The sequence below is a fragment of the Pseudomonas sp. PS01303 genome (assembly GCF_029959385.1).
GTDB lineage: Bacteria > Pseudomonadota > Gammaproteobacteria > Pseudomonadales > Pseudomonadaceae > Aquipseudomonas > Aquipseudomonas rustica.
Genome location: NZ_JASCPK010000074.1, coordinates 1 through 16,568, shown reverse-complemented (window position 1 = coordinate 16,568; position 16,568 = coordinate 1). Strand labels below are relative to the sequence as shown.

General features: G+C 58.0%; 21 protein-coding genes and 1 tRNA gene. 17 read left to right on the top strand and 5 right to left on the bottom strand.

What is annotated here, in order from left to right; all coding sequences use genetic code 11:
- Positions 1–283 precede the first annotated feature (283 nt).
- Together QMX93_RS19050 and QMX93_RS19045 are read right to left on the bottom strand one after the other, a co-directional pair.
- The gene (locus tag QMX93_RS19050) at positions 284–976 is read right to left on the bottom strand and encodes a HAMP domain-containing sensor histidine kinase (RefSeq protein ID WP_053122838.1); all 693 of its coding nucleotides are present in this window, start codon (positions 974–976) and stop codon (positions 284–286) included.
- Positions 973–2,577 carry a tetratricopeptide repeat-containing response regulator gene (locus QMX93_RS19045; protein ID WP_159812709.1) on the bottom strand — a complete coding sequence of 535 codons (1,605 nt, stop codon included), beginning with the start codon at positions 2,575–2,577 and terminating at the stop codon, positions 973–975. The genes QMX93_RS19050 and QMX93_RS19045 overlap by 4 nt, the downstream gene beginning before the upstream one ends.
- A 452-nt stretch (positions 2,578–3,029) precedes the next feature.
- On the opposite strand from QMX93_RS19045, the gene QMX93_RS19040 reads away from it, so the two are divergent.
- Positions 3,030–4,241, top strand: coding sequence for a tyrosine-type recombinase/integrase (locus QMX93_RS19040; RefSeq protein ID WP_282357639.1), 1,212 nt, complete (start codon positions 3,030–3,032; stop codon positions 4,239–4,241).
- On the opposite strand, the gene QMX93_RS19035 is transcribed toward QMX93_RS19040, so the two are convergent.
- Positions 4,238–4,717 (bottom strand): hypothetical protein, encoded by a 480-nt coding sequence (locus tag QMX93_RS19035; RefSeq protein WP_252144741.1) that lies wholly within the window; start codon positions 4,715–4,717, stop codon positions 4,238–4,240. The genes QMX93_RS19040 and QMX93_RS19035 overlap by 4 nt on opposite strands.
- A 169-nt stretch (positions 4,718–4,886) precedes the next feature.
- On the opposite strand from QMX93_RS19035, the gene QMX93_RS19030 reads away from it, so the two are divergent.
- The 13 genes from QMX93_RS19030 to QMX93_RS18970 all read left to right on the top strand — a co-directional run bounded on the left by QMX93_RS19030 (position 4,887) and on the right by QMX93_RS18970 (position 14,162).
- Positions 4,887–5,087, top strand: coding sequence for a helix-turn-helix domain-containing protein (locus QMX93_RS19030; protein ID WP_282357637.1), 201 nt, complete (start codon positions 4,887–4,889; stop codon positions 5,085–5,087).
- Positions 5,084–5,329 (top strand): hypothetical protein, encoded by a 246-nt coding sequence (locus tag QMX93_RS19025; RefSeq protein WP_169900640.1) that lies wholly within the window; start codon positions 5,084–5,086, stop codon positions 5,327–5,329. Before QMX93_RS19030 ends, QMX93_RS19025 begins: the two co-directional genes overlap by 4 nt.
- 120 nt (positions 5,330–5,449) lie before the next feature.
- On the top strand, positions 5,450–5,662 hold the full coding sequence (locus QMX93_RS19020) for a hypothetical protein (RefSeq protein WP_282357636.1): 213 nt from the start codon (positions 5,450–5,452) through the stop codon (positions 5,660–5,662).
- Positions 5,659–6,006 carry a hypothetical protein gene (locus tag QMX93_RS19015; protein WP_282357635.1) on the top strand — a complete coding sequence of 116 codons (348 nt, stop codon included), beginning with the start codon at positions 5,659–5,661 and terminating at the stop codon, positions 6,004–6,006. The genes QMX93_RS19020 and QMX93_RS19015 overlap by 4 nt, the downstream gene beginning before the upstream one ends.
- A gap of 114 nt (positions 6,007–6,120) precedes the next feature.
- Positions 6,121–6,879: a hypothetical protein gene (locus QMX93_RS19010; RefSeq protein WP_282357634.1), complete on the top strand. Its 759-nt coding sequence runs from the start codon at positions 6,121–6,123 to the stop codon at positions 6,877–6,879.
- Between the two features lie 305 nt (positions 6,880–7,184).
- Positions 7,185–8,087: a hypothetical protein gene (locus QMX93_RS19005; protein ID WP_282357644.1), complete on the top strand. Its 903-nt coding sequence runs from the start codon at positions 7,185–7,187 to the stop codon at positions 8,085–8,087.
- A 158-nt stretch (positions 8,088–8,245) separates the two neighbouring features.
- On the top strand, positions 8,246–9,460 hold the full coding sequence (locus QMX93_RS19000; RefSeq protein ID WP_282357633.1) for a phage major capsid protein: 1,215 nt from the start codon (positions 8,246–8,248) through the stop codon (positions 9,458–9,460).
- 2 nt (positions 9,461–9,462) lie between these two features.
- Complete coding sequence (locus QMX93_RS18995) at positions 9,463–9,981, top strand: HK97 family phage prohead protease (RefSeq protein WP_071552403.1); 519 nt, start codon at positions 9,463–9,465, stop codon at positions 9,979–9,981.
- Complete coding sequence (locus QMX93_RS18990) at positions 9,978–11,213, top strand: phage portal protein (RefSeq protein WP_282357632.1); 1,236 nt, start codon at positions 9,978–9,980, stop codon at positions 11,211–11,213. The genes QMX93_RS18995 and QMX93_RS18990 overlap by 4 nt, the downstream gene beginning before the upstream one ends.
- Positions 11,214–11,756: 543 nt before the next feature.
- Positions 11,757–12,077, top strand: coding sequence for a P27 family phage terminase small subunit (locus QMX93_RS18985; protein WP_244165909.1), 321 nt, complete (start codon positions 11,757–11,759; stop codon positions 12,075–12,077).
- Positions 12,074–13,570 carry a terminase TerL endonuclease subunit gene (locus QMX93_RS18980; protein ID WP_282357631.1) on the top strand — a complete coding sequence of 499 codons (1,497 nt, stop codon included), beginning with the start codon at positions 12,074–12,076 and terminating at the stop codon, positions 13,568–13,570. The genes QMX93_RS18985 and QMX93_RS18980 overlap by 4 nt, the downstream gene beginning before the upstream one ends.
- Positions 13,567–13,848, top strand: coding sequence for a head-tail connector protein (locus tag QMX93_RS18975; RefSeq protein ID WP_282357630.1), 282 nt, complete (start codon positions 13,567–13,569; stop codon positions 13,846–13,848). The genes QMX93_RS18980 and QMX93_RS18975 overlap by 4 nt, the downstream gene beginning before the upstream one ends.
- Positions 13,848–14,162, top strand: coding sequence for a phage head closure protein (locus QMX93_RS18970; protein ID WP_282357629.1), 315 nt, complete (start codon positions 13,848–13,850; stop codon positions 14,160–14,162). Before QMX93_RS18975 ends, QMX93_RS18970 begins: the two co-directional genes overlap by 1 nt.
- Positions 14,163–14,345: 183 nt before the next feature.
- Here the strand turns inward: QMX93_RS18970 and QMX93_RS18965 are convergent.
- A tRNA-Arg gene (locus QMX93_RS18965) sits at positions 14,346–14,422 on the bottom strand.
- A gap of 294 nt (positions 14,423–14,716) precedes the next feature.
- Here QMX93_RS18965 and QMX93_RS18960 point away from each other — a divergent pair.
- Both QMX93_RS18960 and QMX93_RS18955 read left to right on the top strand, forming a co-directional pair.
- Positions 14,717–14,947, top strand: coding sequence for a hypothetical protein (locus QMX93_RS18960; protein ID WP_282357628.1), 231 nt, complete (start codon positions 14,717–14,719; stop codon positions 14,945–14,947).
- Positions 14,948–14,967: 20 nt separating this feature from the next.
- Entirely contained in the window at positions 14,968–15,147 is a 180-nt protein-coding gene (locus tag QMX93_RS18955; RefSeq protein ID WP_053122845.1) for a PA3371 family protein, read from the top strand.
- Here the strand turns inward: QMX93_RS18955 and phnN are convergent.
- Complete coding sequence (phnN, locus tag QMX93_RS18950) at positions 15,122–15,691, bottom strand: phosphonate metabolism protein/1,5-bisphosphokinase (PRPP-forming) PhnN (RefSeq protein WP_282357643.1); 570 nt, start codon at positions 15,689–15,691, stop codon at positions 15,122–15,124. The genes QMX93_RS18955 and phnN overlap by 26 nt on opposite strands.
- Before the next feature lie 389 nt (positions 15,692–16,080).
- Between phnN and QMX93_RS18945 the strand changes: the two genes are divergently transcribed.
- Complete coding sequence (locus QMX93_RS18945; RefSeq protein ID WP_003178899.1) at positions 16,081–16,407, top strand: Arc family DNA-binding protein; 327 nt, start codon at positions 16,081–16,083, stop codon at positions 16,405–16,407.
- Positions 16,408–16,568 lie beyond the last annotated feature (161 nt).

Here is a 16,568-nt window from a genome sequence, read left to right as displayed (position 1 = left end):
ATTCAATCTCATCAATGCCCGTCAATCGCTGTGCGAGTGAGCGCTGGCCATCGGTTGTCATGACGCAATCCTTGTTGTTGTGCGAGCCGCGAACGGCGACCCGGACAAAATAGGCTGCGCCTGTTCGGAATATCAAGCAGCGTCAAATAAATATCCGATCTTCTGTAGGAGCTGCCGAAGGCTGCGATCTTTTGATGTTGCCGTTAGAAACAAGATCAAAAGATCGCAGCCTTCGGCAGCTCCTACACGGGGAGAACGTTGCCGTCACGATCAGTCGAACGTCTCAGGGGAGGAAGAGGCTGAAGAGGCCGCCACCGAGTGGGCCGCCGTTGCTGATTTCGGTGCGTCCTTCGACGCCGTTGCGTTGGTGCAATGCGGCAATACGGTGGGCGAAATACAGACCCAATCCCGTGCTGCCGCTGCTGTGATTGATGCCCTGCACGTAATCGGCCTGACGCTCGAGCATCTCGGCCGGGTAACCGTCGCCGTCATCATTGATGGTCAGCACCAACTGCCCCGCCTCGTCGCTGACAGTAATCAGCAACGACTCGCGGGCATAGCGGATCGCATTGTTGATGCAGTTGCCGAGCACCGAAGCAATCAGTTCACGGTCGAAGAAACCCAGCGGACACAGCGGATCAATTTCATAGGTGGCGATGATCCCGCGACTGGCGAACACTTCCTGATGCGCCGCCAGTTGCGCCTCGATGAAGTCGTCGAGTTCGTGATACGCCGGCTGCAACGGCATCTGATTAACACCGAGCTTATACAGCCCGAGCAACTGCACGAGCATGCCGTTGAGGTGAGCGAACTCGAAGTCGATCACGCCCAGCTCAGAACCCTCGCGCTGCGCTGGCGGCAACCGCGCCAGCCATTGGCTGTGGGCCTGCATGAGCATCGCCAGCGAGTTCTTCATGTCGTGTACGGTGGAGGCGATCACCGTGGAAAAATCCAGTGTTTGCTCGTCGTGGTTCATTCGCCAAACGCCTTGCTTTTCAGCTTCTGGTAACGCGCATGACGCGCGTCGGTGTCGGGCATCAGGCCGACCATTTTCAGGCAGGCCCGACATTCTTCCAGCTCCGCCGACGGCACCGACGTGTCGGTACCGTGCAGCAGCGACTGGGCCAAGTTCAGCGCAATACTGATGTTCTTCGGCTGCAACTTCAGCGCCTTGCGGAACACCTCGCGGGCCTCCACCAGATTGCCGGTCTTGTACACGCGCACGCCCTGACGGTTGAGGTCGGCAGCGGCGTTGCTCGAACTGAGGATAGTCGGGTCATCGGTAAGCTTGGCGATGTCTTTCATCACCGCCGGATCATCGCCGTAGATCTCCGCGCAGCTCTTGAGCATTGAAGTGCCCGCCTCGGCCTGACCGAGCATTTGCAGTTGTTTGGCCACCAACAGCGCGGCCTCAGGACTCATGAATTGCTCCATGCCGTCGAGACGCAACATCGCTTGTTCGGTGAGTTTGTCAGCGGTTTCGGCATCGTTGAGCAACAGGCTGGTGGCCTTCATCAACCGCGCACGAATTTGCAGGCCCGGGTCGCTCGGGTTTTCCTTGGCCACGGCGCTGAGCGTGGTGTTGATCTCGAGTCGTGTGCGCGTATCGAGACCGCGCTCGCTGCCCTTGCTGATCAACGCGTGGGCCAGACCGAGATTGCTTTCCGCATCCTTGAAACGCGACTGCGCGCCCTGCGCCACGGCCTGCCGATAAGCCCGCGAGGCGGTGTCAAAATCTTCATTGGTCATCGCCAGTTTGCCGAGCAAGGCCTGCCGGCGCACCGCCAGCGGCGACAAGCGAATCGCCTCTTCAAGCACCCGCTGCGCGCCTTTGGTATCACCCTCCGCCACCAGCACATCGGCCATGCCGTCATACAGCGACGGCATCATCGGAAACACCTTCAGGGCTTTTTCGTAAACGCCTTTGGCCTGCGCAATCTGCCCGCGCTTGAACAACAGTTTGCCCAACCCGGCAAACGCCCACGGCAAAGGCCGGTCAGCAATGATGCCGTCGTAGAGGCGCTCCAGCGCTTCGTTCTGATTGAGATCGCGCAGCGCATCGGCGCGGTAACGCAGGCACAACGGCGAGTAGCGAATGTCCTGCTTGCACAACGCGATGCAGGCGTTAAGCACCTCAACCGGTTTGCCACGGTCGAGGGCCTGCAGAATCGGTTTGAGCAAAGTCTTGCGCTGCTCCAGACGCTCCAGTCGCTGCGCCAGACCCGAACGGTTGAACGGCTTGGTCAGATACGCGTCCGGCTCATGCTCCAACGCACTGAGCACCATCGCCTGACTGGTCTCGGCGGTGACCATGACAAACACCGCTTCATGGCTGATGAGCTTTTCCAGCATCAGGTCTTCAAGCACCTGCTGACCGTTCTTCTTGCCGTCGCCGAGATGGAAATCCTGCAGGATAAAATCGTAGGATTTCTGCGCACACATCTTCAGCGCCTGCTCGCCGGTGTCGGCGGTGTCGACGTCCTTGACCCCAAGCTCACGCAGCATCGAGCGAACCGAACTGCGAAAATCCGAGAAATCATCGACGATCAGAAAACGCTTTTGGTGATACGACAGCATCGAAGATTTCCAGGCAATTGAAGTGAGGGCAATTTCGGGCGCGACGATGATAGCTGGCGGCAAAATGCTATCAAGCAATTTCACGCGACTTTGAAGTCACCGAGTACGTTATCGGCAACGGGTGGCGTTCCCTGAGGGTGGGTGCCTGAAGATTCCTGATGTGTTTGTCGGAGCGCGATGCTGAAAAAGAAACCAACTCAGCCAGATCACTTTCACATTGCTGGAAACCCCAAACGAAAGGCACAAAAAAGCCCCACCGGGACTGTCCGGAATGGGGCTTTGAAATGTGGTGTCCCAGGCGGGGTTCGAACCTGCAACCTTCCCCTTAGGAGGGTAGAAAATAACCCTTAGCAATCATACACTTACCTTATAAATCAGGCAGTTAGCGTGTGGTTGTATCCGGTCAATCTGGCTGATATTGTGCTTTCTGCTGGTACATTGCTGGTACGGACATGAAAGCCAAGATCACACAGAAGCTAATCAACAGCCTCAAGCCTGAGGAAAAGCACTATCGGGTGTTCGATACCGATCAGCCTGGCTTCTTCATCAGGGTACAGCCAACCGGCCATATGGCCTACATGGTTTCGTGGGCACGCAACCGGGAACGATCCCTGGGCCGTGTAGGCACTCTCACGCTTGCCCAGGCCAGAACCGAGGCTGCCCGGTACCTCGCGGACGCTCACGAGCATGGGGAGCCGCTGGCGGTCACACGGGATAGACGGGGGTCAGCAACCCCCAGCCTACGCCAGTTCATCGACGACACTTACATGCCATGGTTCCGCGCACACCATCGTGGCGACGAAAAGACGCTCTACAACCTCGACAACAACTTCGACACGATCATGCCTCAGCGCTTAGACGCGATCACTGGGCGCGATCTGGAGCTACTGCGCACCGGCTGGCTCAATGCTGGCAACAAGCCCTCGACGGCCAATCGCAAGATGGGCTCGATCAGCGGCGTGTTCTCCAGGGCGGTCGATTGGGAGTATCTGCCCTCCTCGCCCCTGGACAAGATCAAGCCGTTGAAGGTGGACACTAAGGGCCAGGTTCGATACTTGTTGAAAGACGAAGCCAAGAACCTCAGAAACGCACTGGAAGTTAGAGAGCATCGCGCATGCCTGGAACGTGACAGTGCAAACCAGTGGCGCACCGAGCGCAATAAAGTCCTTTTCCCGGACCTTAAAGAAATGGTATTCAGCGACCATTTAAAGCCGATGGTACTGGTGTCTCTGAATACTGGAATGAGGCGCGGCGAACTATTTAGCCTGACTTGGCCGATGGTCAACTTCCAGACTAAAACAATTACAGTCGGAGGTGACACTGCAAAGACTTCTGAGACTCGCCATATACCAATGAACGCCGAAACCTTCAATACGTTGAAGGCATGGAAAGATCAAAGCGGAGAATCAGCCTTTGTATTCCCTGGCCTGGAGGGCGGGCGGATGGAGGACGTTAAAAGCGCCTGGTTGAAGCTGCTGAAAGATGCGTGCATCGTAGGCTTTCGCTGGCATGACATGCGTCACGACTTCGCGTCACGCCTCGTAATGGCGGGCGTTCCGCTCAACACCGTCCGGGATCTGTTGGGGCACACCGATATAAAAATGACGCTGAGGTATGCCCACTTAGCGCCAGACGTTAAAGCGGCGGCGGTAGAGCTTATTTAGAACTCGATGTCATCATCAAACGGACTGTAAGGCTTGATAGTTGACGAATTTTTATCCTTTTCAACCCGTGCTCTCAGGCTGTCCCATGCGTTCCTTAGTGCATCGAAGTTAAAATAGCTTTTTTTTATCGGGCAGTTTTCACTATCCCAAAAAAATGGGCTGAATTTTATTGTGTCCCATATGCGCAACTCATCGTAAGTTAATACTTCTGGTGCGACAAAACACATATTGATGAATCTGAGAGATTCGTCAGTTGACCAGACATCATCTAGAAACTCAGATACGCTTGGGCCGTTTAACTTTACGTCCTGCTGCGCGATAGCTTGGGAAATCGCCCATTCAATCACCGCTGTAAGAGACCTCTTTTGAAGTCGGCCCATGATGTCGAGTGCAAACTTTATTTTTGGATCGATCCGAACCCCGACACTTACGGTTGTGGCGGTCTCGCCTGTGCGCTTGCTTGTCTTCGTGGCCATATCTTTCCCGCTCCTGCTGGTCAGTTTGACTGAATTCTGACCACCAAGCAGAGAACTGTCAATCCGTGCAAATCCGGTACTGTTTAGCAAATGCTTGCACATTTAGTTTTTTGCAGTATATGCTAGATCCAGCTGGCGGCACGAGCCACCACGAAACCGGAGATTTAGTATGACCCATCCTCACCAAACCCCTGCCCTCGCCCTGGGCATCGACGAAGCTGCCCGTGTGATCGGCGTAGCCCGCTCGATGCTGTACGAGATCGTTGCCCGCGGTGAAATCGAGAGCTTCAAGCTCGGTCGCCGCCGTCTGATCTTGGTCAAAAACTTGGACGCGTACATCAACAAAGTTGCCAAGGAGAACGTTCGATGAAACGCCCACCAGCCCTGACCGCCGAATGCTTCCACCCGACCGTGCTGAACAAACTCATCGTTGATTTTGAAACGGAGACAGTTCTTATCGAGGGTCTGTCTGACCTCGGCACCAGCATCATCGACTTGAAACAATTGGACCTCCACGAAGCCCCCGAAGAGTTCCTTCTCAAGCTCTTCGACCCAGCCCATGCACGACTGATCTGCGGTTTCAGAAATCGGTACATGAGGCTGTTCTCGTGAGCGTCCGCATCATCGGGGGTGACCAGAAAATTTTGGGCACCCTTCAACTCCCGGCCAGCACCCGCCTGGTTGATCTGGAGCTACTGCGCCGCCTTGGCGCTCACCGAGTAGAGGTGATTCATGAGCAAGCAAAAACGCGCCCTTGAAGCGCAAGCACGGGAGGTCGCAGTGCGTCATGGCTGCATCGCCGTCCGGTCCACCAAGCGCCTGCCGATCAACGGTGGTGGTGGGTTCCAGGTGGTAGATGCGGAGACGTGTTTCGTCAAAGCAGGACAGCGCTTCGATCTGAGCGCTGAACAGGTAATCCAATTTTTCGAGGGGAACCCAGCATGAACCGAATGAACAGACAAGTCGTAAAAGGTGACGCCGAGCTGATGATGGACGCCGGCATATTCATGAACACCATTGCCGAGCTGGTCAGCGACAACCTGACAGAAGAAACCTGCGACGAAGGTAATCCGTTCTTGAACGGCTATCGCCTGGATGGGCTCATGAAAGGTTTGAAGCTGGCAGGATCGAGCCTGTGCGCTCGTAGCGAGGATCTGACCGAAGTGATCGAGGAAGCGGAAACGAAGGAGGAGAAGTTGGCCCAGGCAGCGTTGGAGCGCCGCCAGGGTCGTGACACAACTGGAAAGGGCAATGTCGGGGCAGAGTGTGGCACGCAGCGCGCAGCCTGACAATCCTCTGACCCCAAGCGAGGGGGGTGCAGTTTTCTTGCACCCCCTTTGCGCCTGACTGTGAGCCGCTGAATGGAATGCCTAGCCACAAAACTACTTCGCCGTGGAGACGCGGTGAGCATTGAGCGTGGGCAGCTCGCCATTCAACCGGCGAGCGGCAAGCCCGTACCGCCGGAGTGGATCAGTACCAACCGGGCCAGAATTTGCCGTGAAGTGCTTATGTCGGTGGGCCTGGATGCATTCGAGTACGTAGGCTATTCGACTGGGCACTACGGCAAAACCCGGAGCGCCGGTATCACGCTTCAATTTGTCTCGGTGCTGTCCGGCCAATCTGTCTACGCCGTGTTCAACGCCGATCTGACACGTCAGCGCAACACTGCCACTGGCAAGGCTGGCGCGCTGCTACCCAAGGGACAGTTCCGTATCGGTAAGCGCAGCAATTTCTACAGGTTCTGGTTGAGCGCCGGCCTGCAGATGCCCGATCGGTTGCAACGGTTCTACAAATGCATGGGCAAATTATCGACTGTTTTGATGGCTGGCGCGGTTAGTAATGACCGCTTTGATGTGCAGACGCTTCAGCCGCTGACCATCTCCGCAGACGAGGTTAGCCGGGCACTCTCAGGGCACAAGGAGGGCACAACCAAGGCACAAGGAGGGCACAAGGAGGGCACAAAGTCAGGGCACAAGGAAATGGCTACAGGCCAAGAAACACAAGGGCTACAGCCGATTCCAACTACGGGCGCTTCAAACTACGGAAACAAGGTAATAAGGGAGGAAGGTTACAAGACCTTTCCTTACACCCCTATAGATACCCCTAAGCCACCCCAGGAGCAGAGTGTGGATGAGTGGCTAGACGCATACGGTCCAGCCTGATCTACATCACCGTAAATCCGGGTATGTACCGGCAGGCCAAATACCCGGAAAGCCGGTGATTCGCCGGTTTTACATACGGGAAAATCACACATGTACCGACTCCACAAAATTGCGGAGTCGGGGTAATACCGGGAAATCCGGCATTACTTCTGGATTTGAAATCCGAAAGGGTCACTGCACTTTTCGGGTAGTGCCCCAAGCAAGGGTCGGATTTGAAATCGCACCATTCAATCAAGCCAAACTTGGCCCGATTTCAAACGCGACCAAGTCCAAACCATGAAACAGGGGGTTTCACCTTGAACACAATGAAACAGGGGGTTTCAGAGGATCAGCGAACCCGCATCCTCGATCTGCGCCGCCGTCACTCGTTCCGGGAGGTCTCCCAAATCACCGGCATACCCCTCGGCACGGTCAAGACCATCGTCAGCCGGTCGGGTGCCTTTCGGGACAATGAGGCCCACCGGGCACTGTTCTGCCTGCCGCCGATGCAGGTAAGCGCCGGAACATCGCCAGCCGTGCAAGAGCTACCACCGCAGCAAGGTGTGACTGGGGATCGTGACGTTGACGCCCTGCTGTGGCTTCGCGAGGTGATCGGCACCGGACACCCTGGACACATCGAGGCGGCGATGGAAGCGGCAAAGCGCATCAAGACGCCGTTCAAGCAGCTTGAGGAACGCTACCGCCACTGGCTCCAGGCCAAGCACCCAAACAACATGTTCGCAGCCTTGTCGTCGTTCGACCTGGGCAACCTTGAGAGCTTGGCCAAGTCGTCAGTGGAGAAACTCAGAAGGCAGACAGAGGCCAGGTCGCGTTTCGGTGACAGGATTTTCAGCCTGACCGATGCTGAGGTGTTCTGCGCTTCGGTGCTCGATGGATTGAAGCCTGTTGACCACTTTGACCTGGACAAGTCCGAGGTTGCCGCCAGGTTCACAGCCAGGCCCGATCTGATGCCAAACACCCTGAGCGACTGCATCTACGAGCTGGAGTACTGGAACAGCCTCTACTGGCTTCGCAATGCATGTGAACGCTACTCCGGTGATCCTGCCCCAGAAGCGTCGGCCCGTGACTGGTTTGTGTTTGAGCTGCTGGCGCAGATACGGCCACGACACAAGGACGAGGCCAAGGCTGTGATGCGGTATCTGAGCATCAGCGGTCGTGCCGATCATCGACAGGACTGTGATCGCATCATCGACAACCTGCTGGGATGACCGTTCGTCAGAAAGGATATAGGCCCATTCGTACCCTCAGACACTACCGTACACAAGTAGACAAAGCCTATGCCTGACGCACGATAAGCCACTGTTTTGACAAGTAAAACCCGCCTATGGTGAGCCCTGAGAAACCCTCATCCCATAGGAATTACCCCATGAAACTCAACGCCCTTCGTGAGCAGCGATCCACCAAAGTCGCCGCGATGAAACTACTGGTGGACAAAGCCTCGACGGAGAGCCGCGACCTGTCTGCCGAAGAAATTACACAGTTCGACGCCCTCAAGGTTGAGGAGCGCACCCTGGCCGCTCAAGTCGAGCGTGCCGAATACCTGGGCGACCTTGAGCGTCGTTCTGCCGGTGAGCCGGTATCGGGAAACCCTTCTGCTGACTTCGACCGCCTGGCCGGTTCGGTGTCCGTGGTCAAGGTTCTGAAAGCCCAGATGGAAGGCCGTAGCCTGGACGGCGCCGAAGGCGAATATGCCAAGGAAGCCGAAAAGCGCAGTGGCCGTAAAGCCGAGGGTGCATTCGTTCCATTCAAGAGCCTGGAGAAGCGCGCCAACACCACCGTGACCGCGCCGGAACTGATCGGCACCGACCATCGCGCCCAAGACTACATTGGCCCGCTGCGTGAAAGCCTGGTGGCCCGTGCGCTGGGTGTTCGTGTCCTGTCCGGTCTGGTGGGCAATGTGTCCATTCCGAAGTTCGGTAGCGGTCTGGAAACAGGTTGGATCACCGAAGGCCAGCCGGTGCCCGAGGGCCAAATGTCTTTCGACGGCGTGACCCTCACACCCAAGCACGTTGGCGGCAAGACCGAAATGTCCCGCCAGCTCTTGCAGCAATCGTCGCCCGGCATCGAGCAGTTGGTGCGTGAGGATCTGTCGTTCCTGATCGCCAAGCAAATCGACCGCGCCATTATCAACGGATCCGGCGCTGCTGGTGAACCACGCGGCATCCTGAACACCCTGGGCATCCAAACCGCCGACATGCCGGATACCTGGCTTGAAGTGCTGGCGATGCTCCAGAAGCTCGATGACGTGGAAATCGCCAACGGTCGCTGGCTGACCACCTCGACCATCCGCACCCTGTTGGCCGGTACTGAAAAGGTCGTGGGTTCCGGTAGCGGCTTCCTGTACCAAGGCGGCACCCTGGCTGACCTGCCACTGACCACCAGCAAGAACGTACCGGAGAAAAAGCTGATCCTGGGCGACTTCTCCCAGGTGCTGCTGGGTGTCTGGTCCGAGGTGGACATCTTGGTAAATCCATACAGCGAACCGGCCTACAGCCGAGGCGGTGTGCAGGTTCGTGCAATGGCCACCCTCGATACGGCAGTGCGTCACCCGCAAGGCTTTGTCGTAGCGACCGGGGCTTAATCATGGAACGGCGTACCTTCAGCATCGCGCAAAAGGGCCGGACGCTGCACGGTTACGCCGCCCGCTTCGGTGAACCTGCTGCCATTGGTGGATTCACTGAGGTTATCCAGCCGGGGGCGTTCACGCGCTCCCTTGCAGGACCTGCCGCCGCCAGTATCCGAGCTATTTACGAGCATGACGATTCAGCCCTGTTGGGCCGTGTCGGAGCGGGCACCCTGCGCCTTAAAGAGGATGACGTGGGCCTGGCCTTTGAGCTGGACCTACCAGATACCACCCTGGGCCGCGACGTGGCCGAACTGGTCAAGCGTGGCGACCTGGACGGATGCTCATTTGGCTTTGTGTCGGTCACTGAGCAATGGGAAGGCGAGCAGCGGAGCTTGCAATCCGTCGATCTGCACGAAATCACCATTACCGCCAATCCCGTCTATCTGACCACCACCGTATCGGTGCGCAGCCGCAAGCCCATGCACGCCCTGGCGAACGCTCGCCGGTATCTGGAAATCCTGGAGTGCATCCGATGAAAAAGTGGCTTGGCCGGATGTTTGAAACCCGCAACAACACACCCGCTTTTGACACCTATTACGACCGTTTCGCCACTGCCCAAAACGTGGCGGGCGTGACGGTCAATGTGAACAGCGCCGAGTCAATCAGTGCCGTGTATGCCGCTGTAGCAGCCATCAGCGAAACCGTGGGTAGCCTGCCGCTCGACGTGTACCGCAACACCGAGGACGGACGGGAGAAGGCCAAGACCCACCCGCTGTATCGCCTGCTGCATGATGCGCCCAACCACTACCAGACCGCCCTGGAGTTCCGGGAGCAGATGCAGCGCCATATCTTGCTGCGCGGTAATGCCTACGCCGAGATTGTTTGGTCGTCTGCTGGCCGAGTGGAAGCCCTTCTGCCCCTGCACCCTGACGGCGTGTCGATCCTGCGCACCAGCACCGGGGCATTGCTCTATGAGACCACCAACAAGGAAGGCCGGACCAAGCGCCTGCTGGCGGATGAAGTCTTGCACCTGCGCTATCACAGCGATGACGGCATTCTCGGTCGCTCGCCTATTCAGGTCGCCAGGGAGACGGTGGGCCTTGCACTGGCCGAGCGTACCCACGGCGCCATGATGTTTGCACAGGGCACCAAGTTGTCGGGTGTGATCGAGACTCAACCCGGCACCACGAAGGTACAGGCCAGGGAGATTCGCGAGTCGTGGTCTGAGGGTTATTCGTCGGTGGCCAACCACGGCAAGACCGGCGTACTGCCCCAGGGCGCCACATTCAAAACTGTCTCGATGACCTTGGAGGATGCGGAGTGGATCGAGGCACGCCGCCTGTCCGTTGAGGAAGTGGCCCGCCTGTTCCGTGTACCGCCTGTGCTGATCGGTGATCTGCGCGAGGCCAACTACTCCAACGCCGTGGAGCTGGGCCGGTACTTCGTCACCCACACACTGCGCCGCCACCTGGTCGCATGGGAGCAGGCCATCAACCGTGTGTGCCTGACCAGTCCGGCGTTCTTTGTGGAGTTCAACGTGGAGGGTCTGTTACGTGGTGACAGCCTCAACCGTGCCCAGTTCTATGAGAGCGCTATCAGCACCGGGTGGATGCTCAAGAGTGAGGCCCGCCGCATTGAGAACCTGCCAACCATTGAAGGTATCGACGATGACAAAGAGACCAAGACTCAAGACCCTGCCGCCCCGCCTCAAGGAGGCCCCAACCCCACTGGAGGCAATGAAGGCAAGAGCAAAGGAGAAGAAGAATGAGCAAGTACAAACCGAAGGCCAGGGTAGTCCCACTCAATAGCGCAGCGTGGCAGAGCCTGCGTGCGTGTGTCCTGGCAGAGGAGCCACTGTGCCGCTGGTGCCTGGCCCGTGGCCTGTATGTAGCCAGCACTGACGTGGACCACATCAACAACGATGGCGACGACAACCGTAGAGAGAACCTGACTGGCATGTGCCACTCCTGCCACTCGATCAAGACAGCTCAGGACATGGGCAAGGGCACGACAAGGGGCCACGGCCTGAACGGCCTCCCGCTCGATCCTGCGCACCCCTGGAACGCGGGCCGAAGCGCACCAGAACGGTGCGTGAGCGAAAGATCACGAGGAACCACTCCGCCCCGCACCGCGCCCGACCTGCTTTCTTAACGCTAACTGCCTGAAAATCATGAAAACGACTGACCGCCGCCCCCGATCTGATAGTGCCAAGGCCGCTGTAGCAGCCAGCCAGGCCGTAGCGCTTGGCCCGCTCCAGCCGCCGGCCCATGTCCGGCTGCGCGAGTCTGATCGCCCCTTCTGGAATGCCATTGTGACCGCTCGCCCACGCGATACCTGGACCGACGCCGACCTGGTGCTGGCCGGCAATCTCGCCCGGGCGTATGCCGATATGGAAACCCTGCAGGAGAGCATCGAGCGCGACGGCATGTTGATCGAGGGCAAGATCAACCCGGCGTGCGACCTGCTGGACAAGATGACCCGCCGCGCCCTGGCGACTGGTCGACAACTGATGGTCGCCACCATCGCCACCGTGGGCAAGGCCCAGGACATTCACAAGGGTGCCGCACTGGAACGTGGAGCGCGCCAACATGAGGATGACGATCTGATCCCGACACTGGGGACGCTGCAATGACCCGCGCCGAAAAGATCATCGCCTTTATCGAGCGATACTGCGTCACCCCCGAGGGCGCGGACGTGGGCAAGCCTATGCTGCTGGCAGAGTTCCAGCGCCAATTCCTGCGCGACGTGTACGACAACCCCGCTGGCACACGGCGGGCAATTCTGAGCGTGGCACGCAAGAACGGAAAGTCTGGACTGATCGCCGGCCTGCTGCTGGCGCACCTGGTCGGCCCCGAGGCCAAGCAGAATAGCCAGCTCGTGTCGGGAGCCATGAGCCGCGACCAAGCCGCCCTGGTATTCAACCTCGCCAGCAAGATGGTGCAACTGTCGCCGTCCCTGTCCAAGATTGTCCGCATCGTGCCCAGCGGTAAACGTCTGCTGGGGCTGAACCTGAACACCGAGTTTCGCGCCCTGGCTGCTGATGGCAAGACCGCACACGGCCTGTCTCCCGTGCTGGCCATCCTCGACGAGATTGGTCAGATACGCGGGCCACAATCTGACTTTGTTGACGCCATCACCACGAGCCAGGGAGCGCACGAGGCGCCGCTGCTGATCGCCATCAGCACTCAGGCAGCCAATGACGCCGACCTGCTGAGCCAGTGGATCGACGACGCCAAGATCAGCAAAGACCCTCGTATCGTGTGCCGGCTCTACGCTGGCGCCGAGGGCTGCGACCTGATGGACGAGGAAGCGTGGAAGGCAGCCAACCCGGCACTGGGCCTGTTCCGTTCCGAGACCGATCTGCGCGAACAGATGCAACAGGCCGAGCGGATGCCCAGCATGAGCAACACCGCCCGCAACCTGCTACTAAATCAGCGCGTAAGCCTGGACAGCCCATTTATCAGCCCAGACGTGTGGGCGCTTTGCGATGCCGAGCCGGAGCCATTCGAAGGGCCGGTATACGCCGGCCTCGACCTGTCTGCCAGAACCGACCTCACAGCCCTGGTGCTGATCGGCAGGGCCGGGGGCGTATGGCAGGTTCGCCCCTACTTCTGGACGCCCGAGCAAGGAGTATTCGACCGGGCCAGGAAAGACCGTGCGCCGTATGACGTGTGGGCGCGGCAAGGATTCATACGCACCACGCCAGGCGCCACCGTGGACCTGGAAGCCGTCGCCCTCGACCTGGCCGAGATACTGAGCGATTGCGACGTGGCTGCAATCGCGTATGACCGCTGGCGCATCGATGTGCTGAAAAAGGAACTGGAGCGCCTGGGCCTCGAACTGCCGCTGGTGCCACATGGCCAGGGCTTCCGAGATATGGCGCCGGCGCTCGATGCTCTGGAAGGCGAACTGCTGAATGGCCGACTCGCTCACGGTGGCCACCCAGTCTTGACCCTGTGCGCCGCCAATGCTGTGGCAGTGAAAGACCCAAGCGGCAACCGCAAGCTGGACAAGAGCCGCCGCACTGGCCGCATTGACGGTCTGCAAGCCCTGGCAATGGCGTTCGGTGCCTCGCTGGTGGCTGAGACTCCCTTTGATAGCGACACCGAGGTATTTTTCGTATGACCACCGTGACCCTGGATGAAGCCAAGCTACACCTGCGCGTCGATCAAGACTTTGAAGACGACTACATCACGTCGCTGATCCTGGCTGCCGAGGGGCACGTCAGCATGTACCTAGGCGATGACTTGCCCGAGACTATGCCCGCCCCAATCAAGGCCGCTGTCCTGCTGCTGGTGGGCGATCTATACGAGAACCGGGAACGTCAAGGCGACCGGACGCTGACCGAGGGCACCGCGTACACGCTACTACTGGCGCCGTACCGCTCGATGAGTGTGGTGTGATGCAGGCCGGGAAACTGCGCTACCCGGTGTCGATTGAGAAGCCGGTAGACGTTCGGGACAGTCTGGGCGGCTTTATTCGCACCTGGGTAGAGGTCAGTCGGGAATGGGTCGATATCGAGAGCATCAGCGGCAAGGAGTTCATGGCCGCCCAGGCGCCCCAGGCCCAAACCATTTACAAGATTACCCTTCGCTATCGTGATGACCTGGTGTCGAGCTGGCGCATACGGGAAGGCGTGAAGCTGTACGAGATCACCGCCGTACTGCCCGACAGTCGCCGCCGGCGGATAGAGCTTATGTGCAAGACCGGGAAGTAATCCGCGCCACGTTTTCAGTATTCGCAAAACGTGGCGCGGAATTCAAATCTGTCAGCCTGACAGAATTAAAAAAGGCCCCGCCTGGTCAATCAGTGCGGGGCCTTTCTTTATGCTGGCGCTGGTACGCTGCTGGTACGGCAAACCGGATCTGGTAGGTAAATCCGGCGAAACCCTTGAATTATATGGTGTCCCAGGGCCGGTTCGAACGGCCAACCTTCCCCTTAGGAGGGGGATGCTCTATCCAATTGAGCTACTGAGACACTGAGTTGTCGCGGGCAGACGCGTCGCGACGGACGGCGTGCATGGTAACGGCCAGGCCCTGATTTGTCATGTCATCCGTAGGGCTTTTTAAGTGTAGGCAGGCGCCCTGCAAGGCTGCGGGATGTTTTACCGTGCATTTTGCACTACCACAAAATGCCATCATTGCAGATTGCAACCCAAGCGCTGCGAAAAACCCTCTCAAATGCTTGTTTTTAAAGGACTTAACAGCGGTTAGACTGTTGGCACGGCGGGTGCTATGTCTGTTCCATAGAAGAATAATCGGAGTCCGCCTCATGAACAGCACCCTCTTGGTTGCAAACGCAATCGCATTGGCGGTCTTGGTGGGCTTTCACTTCGCCCCGGATAGTCATGAGACGGTCGCCCAGCGCATGCCACATTACCTGCAAGTGCAGAAGCAGCCGCAACTGGCGGTGCTGAGCGATCAGGGCAGCTACGGCCCAAGAGCTGTAAGCGAGGCTGAACAGGCTTTGCCGGCGCAGGTTTCCGAACGTCTGGTTTTTTGAAATATCTTCAGGAGTACAGCATGTCCAAATCAGCTGCAGGATTTCTGATCCTCGCTTTATTGAGTGGCGTTTTGCATTTTTCGCTGTTCGAGGACACCCAGGTCACCCTGCCCCTGATCGGCTGCGGCGTGTTTGCGGTGTTGTTTGTGCTGGCGCTGGTGGCCGGGCGTCGGATCAAGTTTGACCCGGTGCTGCGTTGAAATTGAGCACATCCAGCAATTGATTGACGGCGGTCGCCAGATCGCCGGAGTTGTCGATCAGATTCACGGGCGTGTCGCTGGCTCGTCGGTCTTTGAACAGCGCATTGCGCGCCAGCCTCGCATCGATTTGCTCAAGGGTCTCACGACCTCGTTTGAGCAAGCGTTCACGCAACACTTCATCCCTCACCGTCAACAGCACTGGCACCAGCGTTGGATACAGCTCCTGCGCTTGACGCAGGTTGGCCCGCGAGCCATTCACCAAGACGTTTCGCCCTTCTTTAAGCCACCGATCCATTTCTACTGGAATGCCGTAAGCGAGGCCATTAGCGTGCCAGGCCAGCGCGAAGTCACCGGCTTGCTGGCGGCGCTCAAACTCTTCTGGCGTAACGCCGACCGCGTCCTCACCCACAGACTCCGCTGATCGGGTAATCACTCGGCGAATGATCTCGCAATTCATCGCAAGCAAAGGTTCGCGTGCGGCCTCGATCAGGCTGTCCTTGCCTGAACCGGACGGCCCCATCAGATAAATAAGCTTGCCATCCATCCTGAAAATGCCCTCTGGCACGGGTCTGCCCCTAGTAAATCGGCAAATTGCCACTATCCTGTACAGGTAAGGAACAAGGATAGAAAGCCGCATAGCATGCACGTTCTGAGGTCTTTGGACACCCATTGATGTGCAACAGGAAGCGGCCAGTGATTCGGACGAAGGCAAAGATTTCAAACCAGTCCGCATTTCTGACAATTGGTGCTGGCATTACGCCTTTACCCGGCTCAATATTTGTCACAGAATTGACGCCAATGAACTGGCAATTTTGAGGCATGATGCGCGCCTCTTAACAATTCAGGTTGAACCATTTGGTCCGGATGCTTGTCCTATCACACATCCTGCGGCCATTCCCGAGAACCGCTCCCCTGAACTAACCGGTTAAATATATGCGCCCATTGAAACAGGCAATTTATTCCAGCCGTACGGCTGACAAGTTCGTCGTACGTCTGCCAGACGGAATGCGTGAACGCATTGCCGAGGTGGCTCGCAATCATCATCGCAGCATGAACTCCGAAATCATCGCGCGCCTTGAACAGAGCCTTATTCAAGAAGGTGCACTGGGCGAAGAGCTGAGCATGCGCCTGGACAGCCCTGAGCTGTCGCTTCACGAACGTGAGTTGCTGCAACGCTTCCGCCAGCTGTCGCACCGTCAACAGAACGCATTGGTGTCGTTGATCGCCCACGACGCCGAGATGGCCGCAGACGCGTCCTGAGCTACACCGAATATCTCAAGCCAGCATGATTGCTGGCTTTTTTTTGCCTTCGTTTTGGCTGATCAAACACCGTACCTGTGGCGAGGGGATTTATCCCCGCTGGAGTGCGCAGCAGTCCCAATGTTTTTGGGGCCGCTGCGCAGCCCAACGGGGATAAATCC

What these genes read in the sequence shown, in the direction of transcription:
- QMX93_RS19000 (WP_282357633.1), top strand. Translation starts at nt 8,246, where the DNA reads ATGAAACTCAACGCCCTTCGTGAGCAGCGATCCACCAAAGTCGCCGCG.
- QMX93_RS19025 (WP_169900640.1), top strand. Translation starts at nt 5,084, where the DNA reads ATGAAACGCCCACCAGCCCTGACCGCCGAATGCTTCCACCCGACCGTG.
- phnN (WP_282357643.1), bottom strand. Translation starts at nt 15,691, where the DNA reads ATGGATGGCAAGCTTATTTATCTGATGGGGCCGTCCGGTTCAGGCAAG.
- QMX93_RS18970 (WP_282357629.1), top strand. Translation starts at nt 13,848, where the DNA reads ATGCAGGCCGGGAAACTGCGCTACCCGGTGTCGATTGAGAAGCCGGTA.
- QMX93_RS19035 (WP_252144741.1), bottom strand. Translation starts at nt 4,717, where the DNA reads ATGGCCACGAAGACAAGCAAGCGCACAGGCGAGACCGCCACAACCGTA.
- QMX93_RS19050 (WP_053122838.1), bottom strand. Translation starts at nt 976, where the DNA reads ATGAACCACGACGAGCAAACACTGGATTTTTCCACGGTGATCGCCTCC.
- QMX93_RS18960 (WP_282357628.1), top strand. Translation starts at nt 14,717, where the DNA reads ATGAACAGCACCCTCTTGGTTGCAAACGCAATCGCATTGGCGGTCTTG.
- QMX93_RS18995 (WP_071552403.1), top strand. Translation starts at nt 9,463, where the DNA reads ATGGAACGGCGTACCTTCAGCATCGCGCAAAAGGGCCGGACGCTGCAC.
- QMX93_RS19005 (WP_282357644.1), top strand. Translation starts at nt 7,185, where the DNA reads ATGAAACAGGGGGTTTCAGAGGATCAGCGAACCCGCATCCTCGATCTG.
- QMX93_RS19015 (WP_282357635.1), top strand. Translation starts at nt 5,659, where the DNA reads ATGAACCGAATGAACAGACAAGTCGTAAAAGGTGACGCCGAGCTGATG.
- QMX93_RS18945 (WP_003178899.1), top strand. Translation starts at nt 16,081, where the DNA reads ATGCGCCCATTGAAACAGGCAATTTATTCCAGCCGTACGGCTGACAAG.
- QMX93_RS19020 (WP_282357636.1), top strand. Translation starts at nt 5,450, where the DNA reads ATGAGCAAGCAAAAACGCGCCCTTGAAGCGCAAGCACGGGAGGTCGCA.
- QMX93_RS18955 (WP_053122845.1), top strand. Translation starts at nt 14,968, where the DNA reads ATGTCCAAATCAGCTGCAGGATTTCTGATCCTCGCTTTATTGAGTGGC.
- QMX93_RS19045 (WP_159812709.1), bottom strand. Translation starts at nt 2,577, where the DNA reads ATGCTGTCGTATCACCAAAAGCGTTTTCTGATCGTCGATGATTTCTCG.
- QMX93_RS18990 (WP_282357632.1), top strand. Translation starts at nt 9,978, where the DNA reads ATGAAAAAGTGGCTTGGCCGGATGTTTGAAACCCGCAACAACACACCC.
- QMX93_RS19030 (WP_282357637.1), top strand. Translation starts at nt 4,887, where the DNA reads ATGACCCATCCTCACCAAACCCCTGCCCTCGCCCTGGGCATCGACGAA.
- QMX93_RS18980 (WP_282357631.1), top strand. Translation starts at nt 12,074, where the DNA reads ATGACCCGCGCCGAAAAGATCATCGCCTTTATCGAGCGATACTGCGTC.
- QMX93_RS18975 (WP_282357630.1), top strand. Translation starts at nt 13,567, where the DNA reads ATGACCACCGTGACCCTGGATGAAGCCAAGCTACACCTGCGCGTCGAT.
- QMX93_RS19040 (WP_282357639.1), top strand. Translation starts at nt 3,030, where the DNA reads ATGAAAGCCAAGATCACACAGAAGCTAATCAACAGCCTCAAGCCTGAG.